Genomic DNA, 21,428 nt, shown 5'->3' with positions numbered 1-21,428 from the left:
ACATGGAGGGCAAGATCCAGATCGACCCGATGATCACCCACACGCTCACCCTCGACGACATCAACAAGGGCTTCGACCTCATGCATGAGGGCAAGTCCATCCGGTCCGTCGTCGTGTATTGAGCCGGCTTCGGGGCCCGTTCATCTACGGTTTTTCGAAACGCCGGATCGCGAGCCGTCAAAGCCTCCCGGCTTGTCTCGCGGTGTTCCCAAAACCCGGCGCAGCCGGCGGTGCGGTCTTCGTCGAGGAGATCGCACCGCCGGTTTCAGACTGCATAATATGGCCGTTTCGCGCGGCGAACGGCCGCAACGAAGCCGCGTCATACGGGGCATGGCGCCCGCCGTCCGAAATTCACGCCGCAGGCAACCTCGATACGCTGTAGATCGCGCTCGCTCATCGCAATCAATCCCATCCGCAATCTCCCTGGCGTCGATCAGACGCAGGGAGTGTGACATTCAAACTTTGCGGCTACATCAAATGTTTGCGCAAGATAGGAATGCGACATCGCCGGCAAGCTAGAAATGCGACACCGTTCCCGTCACTTGCCACGCTCGCCGAGAATGTTACAATTAGAGTGTGGTGGCTTTCGCCCCTCGCTTAGAAGGTTAGTCGAACCCGGACGATCAATGACCAACTCGTCCGGGTTCTTCTGTATCTCAACGGAGCACTCGATCGGGCGTCAGCTGGTCGGGGTTGCGCAGCCCGATCGGGGGCGTTCCAGCTAGGCACCAACTTTGGCTTAAGAGTCCGTGGCGACAGATAAATCGAGCAACTCGAAACGAGCTTCTGGCCAATGACTTTAGCTTGCCCAACCATCTAGCTGATTGAGAACGGCAATCGCTGGATAGAGCTTTCGGTCAGGATAAATCTGACGGTGGTAAATATTCCAGTAACTTGTCGCTCTGGCGCGTATTTCGCGCATTGCCGTTCGGTTTTGGCGGACAAAATCAGCATAAGCTGCCCGATCGAGGTGGCCGACCGAAGCGTGAATATCTTCGACAATTTCAATAACATATTCACCTAATAGAAGAACAACGAAGGGAATGGTCCAAGATGTATTTCGACGAATAATTGACTTAGACGATTTCTGCCGCAGATATCCGTCCGTCGATCGTGTCAACAGGCAATGCGACGCCTGTGAGAGGTTGCTGAACTCATCTTGCACTTTTGGCAGAAAATGTAGGCGATAAGGGATGTAGATGCTGAGACCGTCAGATATAAAATGCTTCGAGGTTGTTTGGTAATTGTCATCAACGAAAGAAGCCAACTCACTCGCTGCCGTGGAGCCGATCACTCTAGACCCAAAGGCTGATTTTGCAGCATCTGAGTAAGGCTTCCGTCGAGTAAACCAGTCCACATCTTGTCCCTAGAAAAACTATAGGCTAATGGCATCTTATTCTGCCGCTTCCATCTTCGCCAGTGCCTCTTCTCGTCGCGCGATCACTGCCGGATCATTCATGAAGTCCGTTCGGCGCCCTGGCTTACGACCACGCTTCTGATAACCGTCGCTAACCGCACCATCAGGAATGCCAAACATATGGTTGTCCTGGCCAGTGCGCCGCGGTGCGTGCTGACTGCGGTGAACCTGCCTTTCATCCTGTCCGTCGGCGATCCAGGTCGACACCTCGTCCAGACGTTTATGCTCAACGATCTCAGAACGGTTGACCGCTTGCAGCTTGTCGAATGTCGTGTAGGGCAGGGCGATACCCTTATGGATAATCTCCAGGCGACCATCCGGGTAGTCGCAAACAATAACCTTCGAACCAGCGGCACTTCTCGCAAATGCCGTCGGCTCCAGGATGAACAGCACCTTGTCGTAGCGCAGTGTCAAAGCCTGAGAGAGCTTTCGCACCTCTTTGTGGCACATGGCTGTGTCGAGATTCTCGTGCTCGGCAAGTGGTCGGCGAAGATCCTTAGAATTACGCGGTAATTTGGCAAAGCGCTTGTTGAAATCCTCCATAAACTCCTCGACGTAGGCGTTGGCGGCTTCGATCGTATTGATGTCCCGCAGCCAAAGTTCCTTCACCAACCGATCTTGAAGTGTGCGGTTTGCTCGCTCGACCCGGCCCTTCGCCTGAGGCGTGTTGGCGCATATGATGTCGATGTTGAGTTCGTGCAGCGCGCGGTCAAACTCCAAAGACGCCTGGCCTGTTGGTCCTTAGGCATGGGTTGAAGTGATGTTGCGTTGCTGAATTTTGTCCCTGACGTGAGCGGTTGATCGAGAGCAGGGCCAGATGCAAATGTCGCATCTCTATATAGCCGCTATATCAAAAAGTCGCATAATCTATCTTATGGAACTTGAGTTATCGCTGCTGAAGTCCGTTGTTAGGCGTGCGGCCGACGCTGGCGGTCGACCGGTCGATGTCCGTCAGACGCCCGCAACGATATACCGGATCGTCGCTTGCTGCTCCAGCTTCCTTAGCGAGTTCGCGATGAGTTCGCTGGCTGCTTTACCTACCTCCGTGAGCGCTCTCACATCGCGGGAAGAGAGCGACAGTGGCGTCGACATGCGTGCTCCCGCCATTGGCACGAAACGCAGTTTACCGTTCTTCACTTCGTCGCGCACGTCGATCAGAGTGAGCATGGAGAAGCCAAGGCCTTCCTGTACCATGGCCTTGAGAAAGGCGATGGAATTGGTCACCGCGATGCGTTGCACGGGCGCATCGCAGGCGTTCGATGATCATCTCCTACAGCGGGCCGATCGCCAGGCTTTCGTCAGTTATGGTGCCGATCCACACGCATCTGTCGGAAGGGCCACAGGAGATGCCTACGTCGCGGAAAAATACGGCACCTCGCCGGTGCGCTGGCTGGACAAGCTCGGCTTTCTCGCGGCCGACGTCACCGCTGCGCATTGCACGCAGCTTGATGACGAGGACGCCCGCATTCTCGACGCCGCCGGCACGAAGATCGCGCATTGCCCTGTTGCAACGCCAAGCTGGTGTCCGGCACCCTGCCGCTCAAATGCGTGCGCGAGCATGGCGTGACCGTCGGTCTCGCCACGGACGGTCCAGCCAGCCACAACACCCTCGACATGTTCCAGGAGATGAAGTTCGCCGGCATGATCCACAAGGACAAGACCGGTGATCCTGAATTCTTCAAGACGACGGAAATATTGGAAATGGCGACGGCCGATGGGGCCAAGACCATGAACAGGCCTGAGACCGGACAACTTGTACCTGGCATGGCGGCCGATGTGATCGTTGTTGACCTCGACAAAGCACACGCCTTGCCGGTGTATGATGTGGCTGCCGCTCTGGTCTATGCTAGCCGTGCCGACGACGTTCGCGACAGCATCGTCAACGGCCGCCTGTTGATGGAGAACCGGATCGTGGCCAATATCGATGAAGCGGAGATCCGTGCGAAATTTCGTGAAAAGGCACACGCGCTGAAGAAGCGCAGCTTGAGCTAGAGAGCATGGGCGATAGTGATCCGCCAAAGGTGCCGCAGTTGCGACATCCCCCTGCCCTCCTTTGGAATAGAAGGGCGAACCTGGTTATGCTGCGGGATGCGAGTTCGGGGATGACCTCGACGGAAACAATGCGCTCTTGTCCGGGAATGTGCCGGATCACCGCTTTTGAAAACGTTGTCTTTGCCGATCCTGTCGCCCCCGAGAGGACCAGGAAACCGCCCTCGCCGGCCTTTGTGATCTGGCCGACAGTCCGCGCGCTTCGTACTGATTGGCGGCAACCGGGCCAAGAGTCGCGTGGCCGGAGTGCCGAAAGTTGCGCTGTCGCCCTCTGAGGCAGCTCTCACTCGCGGCTGTAGGGCAAGCCGAGCGCTTCCGGCTGATGCGTGCGCGACCTGAAACCGGCGAGCAGGACCAGCGAGGCGACATAGGGCAGTATCAGGAAGAAATGGTGCGGGATCGACACTCCGATCACCTGGGCATGGATCGCGACCGCTTCCAGCAGCGCGAAGACGAAGATCGCGCCGACCACCCGGAACGGCATCCAGTTGCCGGCGATGATGGCGACGACGACCAGCCAGCCGCGACCCGCGATGAGGTCGGGAACGAAACGGTCGGAATAGCCGAGCATCAGGAATGCGCCGCCGAAGCCGGACATCAGGCTGCCGAACATGATCGCCAGGCATTGCCGCCGGCCGACGCTCAAACCCTTGACGTCGAGCGCCTTGGGATCCTCGCCGACGCAGCGGACCTCGAGCCCGTATTTGGTGCGATAGAGAAAGAACCACACCGCGATCGGAAGAAAAAAGGCGACGTAGGTCAACAGCCGTTGCGAGAACAGGATCGGACCGAGGAACGGGATATCCGACAGCACAGGAATGTCGACCTGGTCGAAGCCGGCGAACTTCGGCGGCTCGCGGCCGATCACATAGGTCTGGAACCAGAACAGGGTGAGCCCCGAAGCCAGGAGGTTCAGCGCCAGGCCGGCAACGAACTGTTCCGCCTTCAGCACGATCGTGACAAAGGACATGATCAGGCTGATCAGCGCGCAGGCGAGCGCCGCCGCCAGCAATGCGAGCCAAGGCGAGCCGGCCGTCGAAGCGACGACATAGGCGACCACCGCTCCGAGCAGCATCGTGCCTTCGACCGAGATGTTCCAGATGCCGGCGCGCTGGGTGACCAGTTCGCCCATGGCCGAGAACAGGAGCGGCGTTGCGATCCGGACCATCCCGGCCAGGATGCTGATCAGCAGGGGGCCTTGCAGCAGCTCAAGCATGGACCTTCTCCTCGGCGCGGACCAACTGAACCTTTGTCGCGACTGCGGCACAAAGGAAGAAGAGCAGCACCAGCCCTTCCATCGCCGAGACCAGTCCGGCCGGCGTTCCGCTTTTCAGCCGCATGTAGATGGCACCGCTTTTCAGCGCGCCGAAGAAAAGCGCCGCCAGCATCGCGCCGCTGGGACGGAGCCCGCCAACCATGGCGACGACGATGCCCGAACTGCCGATGCCGAGCAGGGTCTCGGCGCGCAGGCGATGCGAGGTGCCGAACAATTCGCCCGCTCCTGCCAGACCTGCGAGCGCACCCGACAGCAGCATCACCACCAGCAACAGGCGCCGGATGTTGGTGCCACGGAAACGCAGCGCCGTCGGGTTGGAGCCGAAGGCGCGGATTTCGTAGCCGAGAGAAGTCCGCTCCAGAAGCACGGCGCAGAAGCCCGCGGCGGCGAGCGCCAGGATGAAGCCGATATGCATCCTGCCGGAGCCCTGGCCGAGCAGGGTCGGCCATTCGAGCAGCGGGTTGACCGGCGAGGACTGGTGATAGGCAACGGTAAGACCGCTCTCCATCCACGGGCCGCCGTCCAGAAGATAGGCGAGGATGTAAATGACGATGTAGTTCAGCATCACCGTCGAGATGACCTCGCTGGTGCCGAAACGGACCTTGAGATAACCCGCGAGCAGACCTGGCATGCCGCCGCCGACCAGGCCGGCAGCCGCGATCAGCAGCAACGCCAGCCAATACGGCAGGGGAGCCACCCAAAGGCTCATCCAGTAGGCCGCCATGGCGCCGGCGAAGACTTGGCCCTCCTGGCCGATGTTCCATATCTTCGCCCGGAACGCGACGACCGTGCCGAGCCCGACGAGCAGCAGCGGCGTCGCCTTCGCCAGGGAGCCATAGAGCGCGTTCTGGCTGCCGAAGGCGCCGGTGAGCAGCGCCGAGAACGCCTTCGCGGGGTCGCCGCCCGAAAAGGCCAGCAAGACGGCGGACGTCAGGAAGGCGCATATCATCGCTGCCGAGTAGCAGGCGACGTTCCAACTGAGGCTGCTGCCCGAGCGTCGTTGAACTGAAATCATTGGATTGTCCGTTCCGGTCCCCTGGCGTCTCCCGCCATCATCATCCCGAGGTCGAGCAGCGAGGTTTCCTCGGGGCGCACGATACCCATGATCCGCCCCTTGAAGATCACCGCTATGCGGTCGCAGAGGCGCAGCAGATCGTCGAGCTCCTCGGAAGCCAGCAGCACGGCGAAACCGGCGGCGCGCTTCTCCAGGATCTTCTCGTAAACGAATTCGGAAGCCGCGACGTCGAGCCCCCGCGTCGGCTGGTTGGCGAGCAGCAGCCCGCGCGCATGCAGGAACTCGCGCGCCAGGATGACGCGCTGCGCGTTGCCGCCGGACAGCCGTTCGACCGGCAGCTCCGGCGACGCCGTGGCCACCTTGAATTCCTCGATCTTCCCGCGCGCGAGCAGGCCGAGCTTGCGCCGGTCGAGGAACGGCCCACGGCGATATTCAGGCGCACGCTGCCAGCCGAGCACAAGGTTTTCGGCCGTGCCGAACTCCGGTATCAGCCCTTCGAGAAAGCGGTCGTCCGGTACAAAGCCGACGCCGCGGTCAAGCATCTCGCGTGATGTCGGCGCTACTATTCTTTCGCCATCGAGCGAGAACCCGCCGGAGCTCGTCGCGCGGACCCCCATCAGGACTTCGAACAGCTCCTTCTGGCCGTTGCCGGCGACCCCGGCCAGGCCGAGGACTTCGTGCCTGGCGATGTCGAAGCTGACGTCCTTGAGCACATCCTCGCCCCAGTCGCCCTTGGCGCAGACGTTGCCTACCGACAGGAAATCGCCCCCCGGGACGACCGACCGGTCGCGGACGTGCTTCGTGACCTTGTGTCCGACCATCAGCGCGGTGATCGCCTCGGCCGTGCTGCCGGCCGTTTCCACGGTGGCCACGACCTTGCCCTTGCGAAGGATGGTGATGCGATCGGATTGCATCACCTCGCGCAGCTTGTGGCTGATCAGGATGATCGACAGGCCGCGGGCGCGCATGCCCGAGATGATCCTGAACAACTGGTCCGACTGCTGCGGGGTGAGCACGGCCGTCGGCTCGTCGAGGATCAGCAATTCGGCACCGAAATAGAGCGCCTTGAGTATCTCCACCCATTGTTGCTCGCCGACCGACAATTGCCAGACCTCGCGGTCCAGGTCGATGTCGATGCCGCACTCCCGGCAAAGCGCAAGCACCTTGCGCCGCGCTTCCGACGTGTTGAGGAAAACGCCGACATCGGAGCTGCCGACGATGATGTTTTCAAGGACCGTGAAGTTGGAGACCAGCACGAAATGCTGGTGCACCATGCCGATGCCGAGGCGGAGCGCGTCCGCCGGCGAATTCAGCTCGACGGGCTTGCCCTTGAAGACGATTTCGCCGCTGTCGGCTCTGTAGTAGCCGTAGAGGCAGGCCGACAGCGTCGACTTGCCGGCCCCGTTTTCGCCGAAGAGACAGTGAATCTCCCCTTTGCGGACTTCGAGGCTGACGCCGTCATTGGCGGCCACGGCGCCGAAGCGCTTGGTCAGGTTGCGGACTTCGAGCAGCTCTTCCGCCACGACCGGCCGCGCCGTCTGTGCCACGCAGTTCACTTCACTTCCGCCGTGTTCACCGGGATGACCAGGGCGCCGGAAATGATCTTCTGCCGGGTCGACGCGATCTCCTGCTTCACCGCTTCCGGCAGCTTGGCATCGAACTCGTGGTAGGGCGCGATATCGGTGCCGCCCTGCGCCATCGAGAACCACTTCGGTTCCGCGTTGCCGCTGAACGGGTCGCCGGCCTTATGCTTGCGCCATTCCTCGACGATCCACCTGATGTCCGGCTCCCAGTTGATGATCGCGCTGGACGCCAGGGCGGTCGGAGCATTCTTGCTCTGGTCGCTGATGTTGGCGAAGCACATTATCCTGTGCTCCTCGCAAGGCTTGAAATTGTCGGTGAGCATGAACACGACGTCGGCGCCGGAGGCGATCTGGACGTTGGCATGCTCGGCGGCAAGCGCATTGTCCGACCAGGAGCCGATGAACGAGACACGATGCCGGATGTCGGGACGGACCGAGCGCGCGCCGTCGAGGTAGGCGTTGATCTGGTCGTTGACGTCGTCGGCCGCGAACGTGCCGACCAGTCCGATCACGCCGGACTTCGTCGTCCGGCCGGCCAGCATGCCGAGCAGGTAGGACGGCTCGTGCAGCCGCTTGTAGAGCCAGTACTGGTTGGCGCCGATCGGCGCGTTGCCGGAGCCGGCCACCACAAACATGATGTCGGGGAAGTCGGCGTTGAGCTTCCTGATCTGGTCGGAATAGCGTCCGTGGCCCCAGATGATGTCGTATTCGCCGCTCTGGGCGTAAAGACGGATCGCGTTCTCGGCATCCTCGTTCCAGAGCGGGTCCGTGTATTCCCAGGAAAGGTCGAGGGTCGAGGCCATCTCGCTCTTGATCTTGCCGAGAGCGTCGATCAGCGTGCTGGACCAGCCGACGTCGATCCGGCTCTCCATGATGATTGCGATCTTCAGCCTGGCCGGCTCTGCCGCGAATGAACGGGCAAGGCCCGACAGCAGGATTGCACCCGCCGTTCCGACAAGTGCCGCGCGACGCGTGATGTTCGGTGCCATGTAAGGTTCCTCCACTCCAGTCCGAAAACCGTTTCATTCCGCTCGATCGCTCGAGCCCGGCCTGCTCAGGGCGGGCCTTGCCGAGCGGCGGATTCCTGCGACGACGACGTTCCCCTTGGTCTTATCCGTCGTCGCGATCTCGCAACATTAGCTCAAGCTTTCATGCCGGCCCGGCTGAAACAATGGCTGCTATTTCAGTCAGGCATATCCGTGGTTAAACACAGCGGCGGCATGTCAGGCCGCGCGGATGTTCTCGCCAACGATGACGCCGTAGCGAAGCCCTCGGTCGCGAAGCCATCGGCGATAGGCCGCCGAGGCTGCATCGGCGCGGATCGGAACTTCCGCCCGCGTGTCCAGCGGCAACCGTTTCGGCACCTGGTTTTCCAGGATCGGCTTGTCCTGGCCGAGGATGGTCTGATGGAAGCTGCGCATCGCCGCGAGGTCGGTCACGTCGTCGACGAGGCAGATCACGATATGGACCAGCACGCACTCTTCGCTGACCGGCTGCCCGAACAAGGCGATGACGTCGCGGCGCCCGGCGTCCGTCGAGCCTGTCTTGTAGAGCACGGCGCAAAATGGATGCGGGACGCGATAGACATATTCCGTGTCCTCGCCGCTGGAAGAACCGGCATTGGCTTGCGGCTGGTAGAACTCGCATTCGGTGACCAGGATCTCCGGCGGCTCCGGATAGACGGTGACCTTGTAGGGCTTGACCTCCGTGTGCGGCTCCTCGCCCAGGATGCCGGTGTGGACAAAGGGAAAATGCCCCATGTCGAGAAAGTTCTCGACCGCCCGCGGCGCCGAAACGGCGACGCGCGTGACGCCTTGGACGACGACATTGCGGTCGGGTTCGTTGAACTCGACGATCTCGAACAGGTCGCGCGGCGGATTGCCCAGCGTCGTCCACAGATAGCCGAAGCGCTCGATCAAGGGCAGCCGATCCTCGCCCCGCCACACGCCGAGCATGCCGTCACGCCGGCCAACCTGGATCGTCTCTCCCAGCAGGACCGTGGACAAGGTCGCCCCGGCAGGCAGTTCATCGAGGGAAGCCACGACATGCCATTCGTTCAGCGCGATCGGATCGATTGAAGCGAGGTTTCCCATGATGATTGTCATCCGCAATGCTCATTCGACACATTGCGGCCCGAAGGCGGGCCGCGGGCGATAGTCGTTCGGTTCAGCGATTTCGGAGCGATTGCGGGCAGATGCCGACGCCACGTCGGCACCGCCCTTGGTCCTGTACAGTCGATCCTCCGCTGCCGACCCGGCTGGCGGCTTGGCCCCGGCTCCGGTCGGCAGGCGAGAATTCCATGGAAACGGCCCTGCCCTCCATGCACGCCATTGGCATTTGCATATCGCCAGTTCACTGCAGCGATCGGTGGTCGGCGTCGGGAGCGTGGCCCGTCCTCCGGCCGATCAGGCGATGCGCGCCTGCTCGCGCAGCTCGCTTGGCGAACAGTCGAAGGCGAGCTTCACGTGGCGGGAGAAATGATACGGATTCTTGTAGCCGACCTTGTAGGCGATCTCGCTGACCGACAAGCCCGTGCGCTGCAGAAGATGGGCACCGTAGTCGACGCGGCAGCGCCAGAGATAGCGGGCCGGCGTCATGCCCATATGTTTCTTGAAGGCCGCGACGAGATATTGCGGGCTGACACGCAATTGCTGGGCGACATGCTCGATGGTCACGTCTCCGGCAAAGTGCTCGTCCATGTAGCGCTTGGCGCGCAGGATCGTCTGCGGGACCGGCTTCTCCGCGGCCATGACCCCGGCCTCGTAGATATAGGCGTTGAGCAGCGCGTTGGTCAGCGCCTCGCGCAGTCCGCTGCGGCTGTCGCGGTCGCCGATGCCCAGATCGATGCCCAGTTGCATCAGCGTCTGGACCGGTGACGTCGCATCGATGACGGGGGCGAAGCTGCGTGCTTCCTGGTAGAGCCAGCCGGCATTCTGGGGCCGGCCGTCACACCACGTGACATGCGAAAGAACGCCTTCGGGGGCCACGTAATTGTACCGCTCGCGCGTCAACGAAAAGGCACATTGACCGGCTTCGAGGTGTACGACCTTGTCGTCGGCCTCGATCGTCGCACTCCCGATATGCACGACGATAAAGGCGAGGTAATCGCCCATGATGGGGCCATATTGGCCGCCATTCTCATAGGTCAGCTCCCCGAAGGTGTTTTCGCGGCTGAGATCGATCGGGGGCAGACGCATGTTGATCTTTCGCAAATGTCGCGGGCGCTGCCCTCAGCCCGCCTGGCTCCAACAGGTGGCGTTCAGGATCATCGGGGCAATGCCGCGCGGGCGCAAGATGGCCGGCGACTCGACGGGCGAAGATGGCGAGGCGCCAAACGAAGCCTCCATGCGCGGCCCGTTCCTGTCGTGCAGCCGGCGCCGGCCGGCACGCACCGTGTCCGAAGGCCGAAGACATCGATCTTGCGTCCGTTCGGCATGGCGCGGCTGGAAGCGACAAGGAAGGTGCCCGTCACCCATGGAACGGGTGACGCCCGGTGTCCTGCCCGACGGCCAATCCTTCACCGGGATCGGTGGCAACGCAGCGGGCCGTCGCGCCGATCGGCATATTCGCTGTACCAGGCAAGCGTCTTTTCCCAGCCACCGAAGGGGAAGAAGTGCAGGTGAAGCGGCGCCTCGGGCTCGGGATAGCTGGAGGCGATCGCCTCGATGACATCGGCCGGGTTGCGGTCGGACATGACGTTGAAGATGCCGCCCGCCGAGCGCTTCAGGGCGGCGACAGAAGCGCCCACTCCGCACATCATGGCGAACTTGATGAGCCTGGTCAGGCTGGTGACGCCAGCCAACCCGACATGGACGGGAAGCCCGGGGTGCTGACGGTGCAGTCGCCGGGCCCAGGCGCCCATGGCGGCACCGTCGAAGGCGAATTGCGAGACGACCCGGGCCTCGATGGAACGGGCATCGCAGATTTCGAGCTTGCGTCGAAGCGCCTTCGCGAGATCGGCATCGGCGATGGCGGGGTGTCCCTCGGGGTAACCGGCGACGAAAGCCGTGCGGATGGTCGAGTCGCCAAGCACGGGATGCGCCAGCAATTGCACCGATTCACCCAGCGGGCCCGGGAAAAGGGCCGGATTGCCGCCCAGGAACAACGCTTCGGCGATTCCGTTGCGGCTATGCGCGCGCACGAGGTCCACGAAATCCTGTTCGGTCTTGAAATTGCGGGCACCGAGATGGGGCACCGGGACGTAGCCCATGTCCCTGATACGCAGCGCCGCCTCCACCTGCATCGCCTCGGGCTTGCCCGTGAGATGCGTGAGGAACACGCGCGAGCCCAGCGGGAACTGCTCGATGTCGGGCGCGAAGCCACGCACCTGCTCCGGCGCGAGTTCAATCGACATGACCTGTGCCGCGTCATGGACGGACGGCCGTTCGGCAACGCTTTCAGTCGGTTCGGTCATGGTCTGCCCTTGATTTCTTGCGGCCAGCCGGCGGGCCGCCACGCGTTCCCGCCGACGGGCGGACCCGCCGACGGGCCACTCATTGGGGAGGATGCGCTGGCGCCTTGCTCAGCCGTTTGCGCGCTTCAGCGACAGGAACGGCAGTTCGACCACGCGCGCGTCGACGTCGAGGGTCTCGCCGTCGCTGGTCCAGCGCAGCGTCACTTGCGAACCGATCGACGCCGCCTTGCCGCGCAGATGGCCGAAACCGATCATCTTGCCGAGCGATGGCGACCAGGCGACGCTCGAGGCGTGACCCGCTTCGGCGCCGTCGTGGAAGGCCGGCACCGGGTACCAGCGCACGCGCCGGAGGTTGCCCGGCGCGCCGCCTTCGAGACCCTTGCCGCCGCCGGCCCGCGACCAGTCGATGTCGAGACCCACGAGCTTCCGGTGGTCGCCCGTTTCCGAGATGCGCTGCAGCGCGGCCTTGCCGACGAAGTTCGCCTTGCGCAGGTCGATCAGGCGGCCGAGGCCGAGATCGTAAGGCGACGCACGGAACTTGCCGGCGGCCTGGATACCTGCGCCGCCATGATCGGGCCCGGAGCTGGTGTAGTCGTAGCCGACGATCAGCAGCCCGGCCTCGAGCCGCGCCAGGTCGAGCGCCCAGGCACCGGCGGGCAGGATGCCGAACGGCTGGCCCGCTTCCTGCACCGCTTTCCACACGGCTGCGCCATCGGCGGCCTTGACCCAGAGCTCGTAGCCATGCTCGCCTGTAAAGCCCTGGCGCAGGATCTCGACCTGCTTGCCGGCGACGGTGACGAAACCCAGCCGCGAGAACGGCAGTTCGTCGAACGCCCCCCCGGTCGCCGCACGCAGCACGTCGCGCGAGCGCGGACCCTGCAGCGTGAGGATGCCATAATCGTCGCTGATATCGGTCACCACGACATCGAGACCCTCGGCGTGACTCTTCCACCAGGTGAGGCCGGGATCGGCCGAAACCCGAAAGGTGGTCTCGTCCATGCGGAAGACGAGACCGTCGCCGACGACATGGCCGTTCTCGTCGCACCACGGCGCATAGTAGATCTGGCCGACCTTCAGCCTGGTGATGTCGCGCGGGATCAGGCTGTCCATCAGCCTCTCGGCGTCGGGGCCGGCGATGACGTATTTCGAAAGCGGCGACATGTCGCCCATGGCGACCCGGTTGCGGATGGCAGCCAACTCCTCGACCATGTCGGAATAGGCGTCGACGACCATGTTCCTGTCCCACCGCATCCACAGAGCGTTCTGGTTCAGCGGCGCCGTGCGCTCGACGAACGGTGTGCCGCGGAATGCCACCCGGGCATCGGTCGCGGCGGTCAGGCCGGTGATGAATTTGACGTCGTCCATTTAGATCTTTCCTCCAACGCCTCGGGAGCGAGGCGGCAATTGCCGATGCAGGTGCGCACCGGTTCCCCCGACACGATCGAAATCACGTCGCCGCCGAAGGACTGGTGCCCGGCATGCCCGGCGCCATTCCATCGCTGCTTGGAGCGCCCTTTCAGCGGGCTCTTTCGATCGCGTCTGTCGCCATCGAGATTTTCACGGAGGAGCAAAATCCGGAATGCCCGGAGTTGCCGGACGCATACCTGAGGTTCAAGTGGCCGCAACAGGGCGAGGACTCCGATAACACGGCCAAGGCGGCCGCTCGGGACCGTCCGGCTTCGTCAGCGCATCTTTCGGCCCCGGCGCAACCTGAAGGCCACCGCTCCCGAACAAAGCGTGACGGCGGCGGCGATGACGAACACGGCGCTCAGGCCCTTCTCGTCGGCGACCCATCCCAATGCCGGACTTCCCGCCGCCATCGCGACGTCCAGGAAGACCGTGTAGATGCCCATCGCCAGGCCGCGGTCTTCCGGCGAGGTGCTTGCGACCGCCTCCACGCCGAGCCCGGGGTAGACGAGGGAATAGCCCAGGCCCGCCAGCGCGGCGCCGAGGCAGGCAAGCGCGCTGCTGCCCGCCAGTCCCATGAGCAGAAGCCCGGCCGACTGCACCAGCACGAACAGCAGGGCGACCCTGGCACCGCCATATCTGTCCGGAAGGTGGCCGCAGACCATGCGCGCCGCGATCAGCGCGGTTCCGAACGCCGTAAAACCGAGCCAGACGGGCTGCCAGTGGTTGTCGGCGTAGAGCAGGGAGCTGAAGGCAAGGACCGAGCAGTAGCCGATGCTGGCGAGCGCCGCCCCGAGACCGGGCAGCCATACCGCGCCAACGACCGCTCCGAGGTGGGATTTCCCCGGCCGCAGCCTTATGCGAGGGTTCGGCGCCCGCACGAGCGATCCCAGCACCAGCAACGGCAACAATGTGGTCAGCAGCCCTATCGCCGCGAAGCCGTGGGCCGCGAACAGCATGGTCCCGAACGGCCCGCCGAAGGCCAGCGCCGCGAACATCGCGGTGCCGACCCATGCAATGACCTTCCCGGAATGCCCGGCATCGACCAGCGAAAGGCCCCAGGCGACGCCGCCCGTGATGATGAAGCTCTCCGCGCCGCCGAGCACCGCGCGCCCGGCGACAAGGATCGAGACGGAGAGAACGGGCGAACGCACGACGGCCGCGGACAGGAGATAGAGCAGCCCGGCCGCCGCCGCGGTGGCCAAGCCGACCAGGACCGCCCGTTTTCCTCCGTTCGCGTCTGAATAGGACCCCGACCATACGCGCGAGACGAGCGAGGCGGCGAACTGCGAGCCGGCGACCAGGCCCACGACGACGCTTCCGAAGCCGAGGCCGTGGCTCACATGGAGAGGGAGCACGGGCAACGCCGTGCCGATGACGACGAAGCCGGCCAGCACCGCCGCCATGATCGGCAGCAGCACGGCGGCGACCGGCGTGGCTGCTCCTGAGGAGGGGGACGAAAGCGTCATTTCGGGACGCTAGAGGCGCAGGATCGTCTTGATCGCGCGGCGCTCGTCCATGGCGCGGTAGCCCTCGGCCACGTCCTCGAGCGGCAGCGCCAGATCGAACACCTTGCCGGGATCGATCCTGCGCTCCAGCACCAGCTCCATCAGATGCGGCAGGAAACGGCGCACGGGCGCCGGGCCGCCGAGCAGGCTTTTCTGCGCGAAGAACAGGAACTCGCCGTTCAGTTCGACGCCGTGCGGCACCCCGACAAAGCCGATGGAGCCGCCGGGCCGGGCGCAATCGATCGCCTGGCGCATGGATTCGCTGGTGCCCACGCATTCGAGCACCGAATCCGCGCCGACCCCCTTGGTCAGTTCCCTGATGCGCGTGACGCCGGCCTCGCCGCGTTCCGAAACGATGTCCGTCGCGCCGTATTCCAGGGCGAGGTCCTGCCGGCTCTTGTGGCGGCTCATGGCGATGATGCGCTCCGCGCCCATCTGTTTTGCCGCCAGCACGCCCATCAGGCCGACCGCGCCGTCGCCGACGACGGCGACCGTGGAGCCGGGCCGCACCCGCGCCGCATCAGCGGCATACCAGCCGGTGCCCAGCACGTCCGACGCCGCCAGCAGGCCGGGGATCAGGTCGTCGTCGGGCATGGTGTCCGTGGCGACCAGCGTGCCGTCCGCCATCGGCACGCGCGCGTAAGGCGCCTGCGCGCCCGTCATGAATTCGCGATGCTCGCAGGAGGACTGGAAGCCGAAGCGGCAGTGAGGGCAGGTGTTGTCCGACAACACGAAGGACCCGACGACGAACTGGCCCGGCCTGACGGACTTCACCGCGCTGCCGACCTCGACCACCACGCCGCAATATTCGTGGCCCATGTGCATGGGCGCATCGACCGGCTGGAGCCCGCGATAGGGCCATAGATCGGAGCCGCAGATGCAGGTGGCCGAGAGCTTGATGACGGCGTCGGTCGGCTTGAGGATCTTCGGTTCGGCGACCTCTTCGCAGCGAATGTCGCCGGGGCTGTGCAGGACGGTTGCAAGCATGGGAGTTTTCCTTTGTCTTGAAGGTCAGGCGCCGTATTCGGCGTCGCCGACATGCTCCAGCCAGTCGACGACCTTGCCGTCCTTGACCTCCTGGAGTGCGATATGGGTCATGGCCGCCTCGGGCGACGCGCCGTGCCAGTGCTTCTCGCCCGGCTCGAACCAGACGACGTCGCCGGGCCGGATTTCCTCGACCGGTCCGCCTTCGCGCTGCACGCGGCCGAGGCCGGAGGTGACGATCAGCGTCTGGCCGAGCGGATGGGTGTGCCAGGCGGTGCGTGCGCCCGGCTCGAAGGTGACGTGCGCCCCCTGCACGCGATCGGGCGCGGCCGGGTTGAACAGCGCATCGATGCGCACGCGGCCGGTGAACCAGTCGGACGGACCGGGACGGGAGGGGGCCTGGCCGGCACGATAGATCTGCATGATAATCTCCTTCGGTTCAGGACAGGGTTTCGACGCGCAGCCGATGTTCGCCGCGCACCAGCAGGGGCCTGGCGCCGTGGTCGAGACGGCCGAGCCGGATCAGGCCGCTCGACCAGCGATACGGCCCATGGAACAGCGCCAGGTTGCCCCAGGGCGCATAGTAGCAAAGGTCGCCCGCCGCCTCGCCGTCGAAGCGGCCGCTGCCTTGCCCGGTCAGCTTGCGCGGCAGATAGGCGATCTTCTCGTTGGTCGAATAGTCGCCGATCGTCAGGTCCAGCGGCAGCATCGAGAACAGTTCGCGCGCGGAAGCATTGTCCTCCAGCGTGGCCGTGAAATCCTGATCCGCGAAGGCGAACCTGAGACGCATGGCGGCGGTCCTCTCCTGCGCCCGGGCTGATCCGGTGCGGGTGAATATAGGGGCGGCAAGGCCGGCGGCACTTGCCGCCAGCAATGCGCGGCGCGAAATCGGGGTAAAAATCGTCATCTCAGGCCGCTCCCGGCTTCAGCATGCGCCGGCCGTTGCCGATCACCGCGAGCGCGAGGACCGCCAGCGCCACGCTGCCGCCGAAGGTCGCCTGGATCGAAATGCCGTCGAGGAGCAGTCCGCCCACCACCGCGCCGAGCAGGATCGAGGCCTGGATCGCCGCCACCATCAGGCTGCCGGCCGCCTCGGGCGCGTCGTCGGCATTCTGCGACATCCAGGTCATCCAGATGACGGAGAACATGGTGTTCATCGCCCCCCAGACGATCATGAACAGGCCCGCCGCGACGGCGGAGAAGCCGAACAGCAGAAGCCCGGCCGTGGCGGCGCCCATCACCAGCGCCGGCAGCTTCAGGAAGGGCGCGACATCGCCTTTCAGGAAGCGCCCCGCCGCCCAGGTGCCGATGAAGCCGGCGCAGCCGAGCAGCAGCAAGAGGATCGAAAGCAAGGTCACGTCCACGCGCGTCACCTTTTCCAGAAAGGGGCGCAGATAGGTGAACATGGTGAAGGCCGATCCCCATGACAGCATGCACGCCGCCAGCCCGCGCCGGAAATAGGGCCGCTTCAGTAGGCCGAACATCGCCCGGAAATCCTGCTTCCGGCGCGCCGGCAGGGACGGCAGAGCAACGACATGCCAGGCAAGGTTGATCGCGACGACGGGGGTGAGCGCCCAGAACACTTCGCGCCAGCCGAACAGGCCGCCGAGATAGCTGCCGACCGGCGCGGCGAAGGCCGCCGCTATCGCCTGCCCGCCAAACATCCATGCCAGCGCGCTCGGCACGTCGCCCTCCGGCACCAGCCGCATGATGACGGCGGTCGCCAGCGCCCAGAAGCCGCCGATGCAGATGCCGAGCAGGGCGCGGCCGGCCATCAGCACGGCGAAATTCGGCGCCACGGCGACCAGGACCAGCGACAGCAGCATGAAACCCGTCATCGCCACCATCACCCATTTGCGGTTGAGCGTTCCGGCCACCGTGGTGACGAGCAGGCTCGCCGCGACGGCGAACAGTCCGCTGATCGAGATCGCCTGTCCGGTCTGGCCCTCGGTGGCGCGGAGCCCTTCGGCCATCGGCGTCAGCAGGCTGACCGGCATGAACTCCGAGGCGATCAGCATCGCCACGCACAGCGCCATCGAAAGCACCGCGCCCCAGGCGGCATGGGGCCGCGTTGTTGTATCTGCCGTCACGGCGGTCATCGGTCCGCTTGCTCCTGCTTGTTCCTTCGGCGCCCGATATAGCCGCTCGCACGCAAACCGATTACCCGTCCCAATTGGAATGGACTAATCGACCACATCGATTAATCTTTGAGAGGTCCGGAGAACGAGCGCATATGGAGCAGACCGACTTCAACCACCTGACATGGTTCAGGATCGTTGCCGAGGAGCGGAGCTTCACCAGGGCCGCCGCCCGGATCGGCGTGGCGCAATCGACGCTCAGCTATGCGATCAAGCAGCTCGAAGCGCGGATGGGGATACGCCTCCTGACGCGCACGACGCGTAATGTCGCGACCACCCCGGCGGGCGAGCGGCTGCTGCAGACGATCACGCCGCGAATGGTCGAGATCGAGGAGGAGATCGCGGCCCTGATGGCGTTCCGCGACAAGCCGTCCGGGTCGATCCGGCTGACCTTGTCCGACCATGCGCTGGAAAGCGTGGTCTGGCCGAAGCTGAGGCCGGTGCTCAAAGACTATCCCGACATCAGCGTCGAACTGATCCTCGACAGCACCTTCCGCAACATCGTGGAGGAAGGATTCGACGCCGGCGTCCGGCTGGGCGAGAGCGTGGAGAAGGACATGATCGCGGTGCGGATCGGCCCGGACTGGCGGCTGGTGGCGGTCGCGTCGCCCGGCTATCTCGCCGGGCACGGCGTGCCGGAACAGCCGCAGGACCTGGTCCGGCATGTCTGCATCAACATGCGGCACGAGAGCACCGGCGGCCTTTATGCCTGGGAGTTCGGGAAAGACGGAAAGGAGTTGCGCGTGCGGGTCGACGGCCAGCTCGCCTTCAACAATTCCTATGCCATGATCGACGCGGCGGTGAACGGCTACGGCATCGCCTATGTCCCCGAAAACATCGTGGAGCGGCACATCGCGTCAGGTTCGCTGGTGCAGGTCCTCGACGACTGGTCGCCGTCCTTCGAGGGCTATTTCCTCTATTACCCGAGCCGCCGGCAGAACCTTCCGGCCTTCAAGGTCATCGTCGATGCGCTGCGGCACCGGAACCGACCGGAACCGTGAGTTTCCCGACGACGTCCGGAGGGCCGGGAGCGGACCGGCGGCTTTGCGCTCCGGCTTATTCGGGAGCAGACGCTTGTGGTACAGCGGGCAACCATTCCTATGGCTGATGGGGAGGTGCAAAGCAGACGTGTCCGATGAGGGTGTTGTGTGGACGAAGAAGCCGGACCCGCTTAAACGCTAGCGTCCGCGTTCCGAATCGTTGCACCGTTCACCAATGTTCGAAAGGCTTCTGGATAGCGGCTTCCAAGTCGAAGTGCATTCGCACGCTCGCGCGATACTGAGCGTCGATTTCCCTGATGCCGTCATCGAGCTTGAGGAGGCTATAGCTGGCCTCTCCATTCCCATTGAGGAAATCGTCGGCTCGGGCGGTGGCGAAACTCAAGGCACCCAGCGCCTGCGCCGCTCACTAGCGGACCGTGGCTGGCTGAAAATGAACTTCACCGTAGAGAAGCGCATCAACGGAGTAGCGCGGGAAGCCATCTCCCATGAAATCGATCATGTTAAGGCTTTCGAGGCCGGTGTGATCGCGGCGGAAATCGAATGGAATAACAAAGACCCCTTCTACGACCGCGACCTTGAGAACTTCAAGCGCCTCCACGCCGATGGCGCAATTTCCTGCGGTGTCATCATCACCCGTGGCACGACCATGCAGGACGAGATGCGCGATATGGTCCACCGCTTCGCCACTGAGCGTAGTCTTAACTCCCATGAGGCGGTGCAAGCCTTTGGCATGGCCAGAACAGAGCGGCAGAAGAAAGCCGTGGACCGGAGAATGATCTTTACAGGCGGCTCCTTCGAGAAAGCCTGGGCGACGACGTTCGTGTCAGACAAGTACGGTGCCGCCACCACTCACTGGTCGAAACTTGAGGATCGCGTGCGGCGGGGTGTAGGTAATCCTTGCCCGCTGCTTCTGATAGGGCTGCCGGCCAGCATCGTGACGTTTGATGAGAACGTCACGATGGAGAGCATCGCCGATGAGGAGCAGGAGTTGATGCGCGAAGGCGTCATAACTCCCGAGTGATTACTCGGCGGGTAGAATTCGGTCCGTAGCGGAATTGTAGTCGTAGGTCTTCCAGCTCGGCTCGTAGCTCTCGTCGGCTTGATTGCCCCACGTTGCCCAGCCTTTGCGGACGCCTCTGCCAAACATTTCTAGGTAAGGACCGGGCGAGCAGCTTTCGATGAGCGGGTACTGTTCGTCCGGCTTTCTGGAATGTTCCCGTTTACGAGAAGAGATGTAATTCACCTGAGAACGGCCGGGGTCCAAGGTACGGGCATTTTTGCCGCGAACGCCGAAGAGGATAAGCTCGGTGACGTTACGGAAATAAAAGCCCACGCCCCGACCATCCGAGCCGCCATCCTTGCGAACCTTATGCCAGACGATATTGGCTTTGTACTGAAACCCCCATGCCTTCAGAACTTCGAGTCCTTCCGGCAAAAGGGCGTTCGGCACCCAGAGATAAAGATGGGTGGTCGGCCCACAAGCCTTGGCAACTGGCAGCGCCTTAATAGCATCCAGTTCCATCGTTCCGTAACGGTTAAGGCGCTTATGTTCCGGTGCGACCTTACCGGTACGGTTCGTGAACTGCCATGGCGGATCTGCCATGATGGTCGCAAACTTCCGGCCTTTTACAAAATCCGCAAAGTCATCGGAGGGCGAGGGGAGCGTCGTTTTTTTCAATCTTCCATCTCCCTTTCGCGCCGACAGTGTGGGACGCAACGATTCTCAATCAGCTTATATCGTCCGGCTGTCGTCAGGCAGTCCAGCTCGCTAAGGTTACGCACAACTTTTGATCACCGTGCGAGAGGTTCGATTGGACGCTTCAGACGGCCGACCCATTTCGTTGCATTTTATATGTTCCCATTATGTTCTTTCTTGCAAGGGGTCAATGCCAAATCGGAAAACCGTGATCGACGGCATTCAGTAACTTAAGATGTCTTGAATGGAGTCTGTTATCGGGCGGCAATGCTGCCGCTCGCGAGGAATAGTTTCAAACCAGCGACATTCCGCTTCCTGAAACCCGGGAATCGCCGACCGCCGGATGACCGCGATCGTTGCCGGCCCGGCGAAGGCTAGCGCAGAACGGCAACAAGGCCAAGCATAACCAGCACGGCGACCACGACGGCGACGATCACCAGAACGGGCCGGATGTGTCCGGGCCTCGGAGCGCCGGGCTGTTGCCGAAAAACCGTGGAAGCGTTTTCGTCGTTGAGTGCGGCGGGCGAAACCGTGGCGCGGCTGCGCCGTCGTCCGCCACGCCCTTTGCAAATGACGGCCACCCGCGAAAACGTCGCGCGCGGATGCTCTCACCGCACACGACCGCAAAGCGCCGGACACCGTGCGGCCGGACCGATATTCAACCGAGATCGATCTCGCCCTCAACGACGTGATGCAGGCCGGCGCGTTCCATGGTGATCACCGCTTTCACCGTGACGCGGCCCTGGCCCTTCAGGTCGTTGTCCTCGACGGCCTTCTCGATGGCATGCTGGGAGGTCACGCCGACCTGCTTCAGGAATTTGCGCATCGAGATGTTGAAGGCGTCCATTTCCATGTTCTTGTCCATGTGACTGCTCCAGTTGACACAAACGATCCGGCCTCCGGCGCGTCTTCTTCCCGGCGACGCCCGGCGCCGTGGGGC

General features: G+C 63.4%; 21 protein-coding genes and 3 pseudogenes. 5 read left to right on the top strand and 19 right to left on the bottom strand.

Annotation, left to right across the window (positions count from 1 at the left end):
• Positions 1-122, top strand: a pseudogene (locus QU595_RS27205) (S-(hydroxymethyl)glutathione dehydrogenase); the annotation flags it as partial.
• A 677-nt stretch (positions 123-799) separates the two neighbouring features.
• Here the strand turns inward: QU595_RS27205 and QU595_RS27200 are convergent.
• The 3 genes and pseudogenes from QU595_RS27200 to QU595_RS27190 all read right to left on the bottom strand — a co-directional run bounded on the left by QU595_RS27200 (position 800) and on the right by QU595_RS27190 (position 2,656).
• Positions 800-1,357, bottom strand: coding sequence for a hypothetical protein (locus QU595_RS27200; protein WP_315927900.1), 558 nt, complete (start codon positions 1,355-1,357; stop codon positions 800-802).
• Positions 1,358-1,393: 36 nt separating this feature from the next.
• A pseudogene (locus tag QU595_RS27195) lies at positions 1,394-2,134 on the bottom strand (ISNCY family transposase); the annotation flags it as partial.
• 234 nt (positions 2,135-2,368) lie between these two features.
• Positions 2,369-2,656: a LysR substrate-binding domain-containing protein gene (locus QU595_RS27190; RefSeq protein WP_315927898.1), complete on the bottom strand. Its 288-nt coding sequence runs from the start codon at positions 2,654-2,656 to the stop codon at positions 2,369-2,371.
• Between QU595_RS27190 and QU595_RS27185 the strand changes: the two genes are divergently transcribed.
• Both QU595_RS27185 and QU595_RS27180 read left to right on the top strand, forming a co-directional pair.
• Positions 2,628-2,984 carry a hypothetical protein gene (locus QU595_RS27185; RefSeq protein ID WP_315927896.1) on the top strand — a complete coding sequence of 119 codons (357 nt, stop codon included), beginning with the start codon at positions 2,628-2,630 and terminating at the stop codon, positions 2,982-2,984. The genes QU595_RS27190 and QU595_RS27185 overlap by 29 nt on opposite strands.
• On the top strand, positions 2,939-3,409 hold the full coding sequence (locus QU595_RS27180; protein WP_315927894.1) for an amidohydrolase family protein: 471 nt from the start codon (positions 2,939-2,941) through the stop codon (positions 3,407-3,409). Before QU595_RS27185 ends, QU595_RS27180 begins: the two co-directional genes overlap by 46 nt.
• Positions 3,410-3,457: 48 nt before the next feature.
• On the opposite strand, the pseudogene QU595_RS27175 reads toward QU595_RS27180, so the two are convergent.
• The 14 genes and pseudogenes from QU595_RS27175 to QU595_RS27110 form a co-directional block, all read right to left on the bottom strand.
• Positions 3,458-3,620, bottom strand: a pseudogene (locus tag QU595_RS27175) (ATPase, T2SS/T4P/T4SS family); the annotation flags it as partial.
• Positions 3,621-3,749: 129 nt separating this feature from the next.
• A complete protein-coding gene (locus tag QU595_RS27170; protein WP_315927892.1) occupies positions 3,750-4,682 on the bottom strand; it encodes an ABC transporter permease in 933 nt (310 codons plus the stop codon).
• Complete coding sequence (locus tag QU595_RS27165; protein ID WP_315927890.1) at positions 4,675-5,757, bottom strand: ABC transporter permease; 1,083 nt, start codon at positions 5,755-5,757, stop codon at positions 4,675-4,677. The genes QU595_RS27170 and QU595_RS27165 overlap by 8 nt, the downstream gene beginning before the upstream one ends.
• Positions 5,754-7,313: an ABC transporter ATP-binding protein gene (locus QU595_RS27160; RefSeq protein ID WP_315927888.1), complete on the bottom strand. Its 1,560-nt coding sequence runs from the start codon at positions 7,311-7,313 to the stop codon at positions 5,754-5,756. The genes QU595_RS27165 and QU595_RS27160 overlap by 4 nt, the downstream gene beginning before the upstream one ends.
• The gene (locus QU595_RS27155) at positions 7,310-8,329 is read right to left on the bottom strand and encodes a BMP family protein (RefSeq protein WP_315927886.1); all 1,020 of its coding nucleotides are present in this window, start codon (positions 8,327-8,329) and stop codon (positions 7,310-7,312) included. The genes QU595_RS27160 and QU595_RS27155 overlap by 4 nt, the downstream gene beginning before the upstream one ends.
• Before the next feature lie 234 nt (positions 8,330-8,563).
• Positions 8,564-9,445, bottom strand: a complete 882-nt coding sequence (locus tag QU595_RS27150) for an aromatic ring-hydroxylating dioxygenase subunit alpha (RefSeq protein ID WP_410000578.1) — start codon at positions 9,443-9,445, stop codon at positions 8,564-8,566.
• A 300-nt stretch (positions 9,446-9,745) separates the two neighbouring features.
• Positions 9,746-10,537, bottom strand: coding sequence for an AraC family transcriptional regulator (locus tag QU595_RS27145; RefSeq protein WP_315927884.1), 792 nt, complete (start codon positions 10,535-10,537; stop codon positions 9,746-9,748).
• A 320-nt stretch (positions 10,538-10,857) separates the two neighbouring features.
• Positions 10,858-11,754 (bottom strand): methylenetetrahydrofolate reductase, encoded by an 897-nt coding sequence (locus QU595_RS27140; protein ID WP_315927882.1) that lies wholly within the window; start codon positions 11,752-11,754, stop codon positions 10,858-10,860.
• Positions 11,755-11,862: 108 nt separating this feature from the next.
• A complete protein-coding gene (locus tag QU595_RS27135; RefSeq protein WP_315927880.1) occupies positions 11,863-13,119 on the bottom strand; it encodes an aminomethyltransferase family protein in 1,257 nt (418 codons plus the stop codon).
• A gap of 317 nt (positions 13,120-13,436) precedes the next feature.
• Positions 13,437-14,630, bottom strand: a complete 1,194-nt coding sequence (locus tag QU595_RS27130; protein WP_315927878.1) for an arabinose transporter — start codon at positions 14,628-14,630, stop codon at positions 13,437-13,439.
• Between the two features lie 9 nt (positions 14,631-14,639).
• Positions 14,640-15,656: a zinc-dependent alcohol dehydrogenase family protein gene (locus tag QU595_RS27125; RefSeq protein WP_315927876.1), complete on the bottom strand. Its 1,017-nt coding sequence runs from the start codon at positions 15,654-15,656 to the stop codon at positions 14,640-14,642.
• A 24-nt stretch (positions 15,657-15,680) separates the two neighbouring features.
• The gene (locus tag QU595_RS27120; RefSeq protein WP_315927874.1) at positions 15,681-16,076 is read right to left on the bottom strand and encodes a cupin domain-containing protein; all 396 of its coding nucleotides are present in this window, start codon (positions 16,074-16,076) and stop codon (positions 15,681-15,683) included.
• Between the two features lie 16 nt (positions 16,077-16,092).
• Positions 16,093-16,560, bottom strand: coding sequence for a cyclophilin-like fold protein (locus QU595_RS27115; protein ID WP_315927872.1), 468 nt, complete (start codon positions 16,558-16,560; stop codon positions 16,093-16,095).
• Between the two features lies 1 nt (position 16,561).
• Entirely contained in the window at positions 16,562-17,752 is a 1,191-nt protein-coding gene (locus QU595_RS27110; RefSeq protein ID WP_315927870.1) for an MFS transporter, read from the bottom strand.
• Positions 17,753-17,886: 134 nt separating this feature from the next.
• Between QU595_RS27110 and QU595_RS27105 the strand changes: the two genes are divergently transcribed.
• Together QU595_RS27105 and QU595_RS27100 are read left to right on the top strand one after the other, a co-directional pair.
• Positions 17,887-18,792 (top strand): LysR family transcriptional regulator, encoded by a 906-nt coding sequence (locus QU595_RS27105; protein ID WP_315927868.1) that lies wholly within the window; start codon positions 17,887-17,889, stop codon positions 18,790-18,792.
• A 214-nt stretch (positions 18,793-19,006) separates the two neighbouring features.
• Positions 19,007-19,813: a BglII/BstYI family type II restriction endonuclease gene (locus QU595_RS27100; RefSeq protein ID WP_315927866.1), complete on the top strand. Its 807-nt coding sequence runs from the start codon at positions 19,007-19,009 to the stop codon at positions 19,811-19,813.
• Here the strand turns inward: QU595_RS27100 and QU595_RS27095 are convergent, their stop codons facing one another.
• Together QU595_RS27095 and QU595_RS27090 are read right to left on the bottom strand one after the other, a co-directional pair.
• On the bottom strand, positions 19,814-20,470 hold the full coding sequence (locus QU595_RS27095; protein WP_315927864.1) for an MT-A70 family methyltransferase: 657 nt from the start codon (positions 20,468-20,470) through the stop codon (positions 19,814-19,816).
• Between the two features lie 676 nt (positions 20,471-21,146).
• On the bottom strand, positions 21,147-21,353 hold the full coding sequence (locus QU595_RS27090) for a DUF6494 family protein (RefSeq protein WP_315927862.1): 207 nt from the start codon (positions 21,351-21,353) through the stop codon (positions 21,147-21,149).
• Positions 21,354-21,428: the final 75 nt, after the last annotated feature.

This window comes from Mesorhizobium sp. SP-1A (genome assembly GCF_032460275.1).
Lineage (GTDB): Bacteria > Pseudomonadota > Alphaproteobacteria > Rhizobiales > Rhizobiaceae > Mesorhizobium.
Note: the sequence above shows the minus strand (reverse complement) of the source record. Positions and strands in the feature narration are given on the sequence as shown.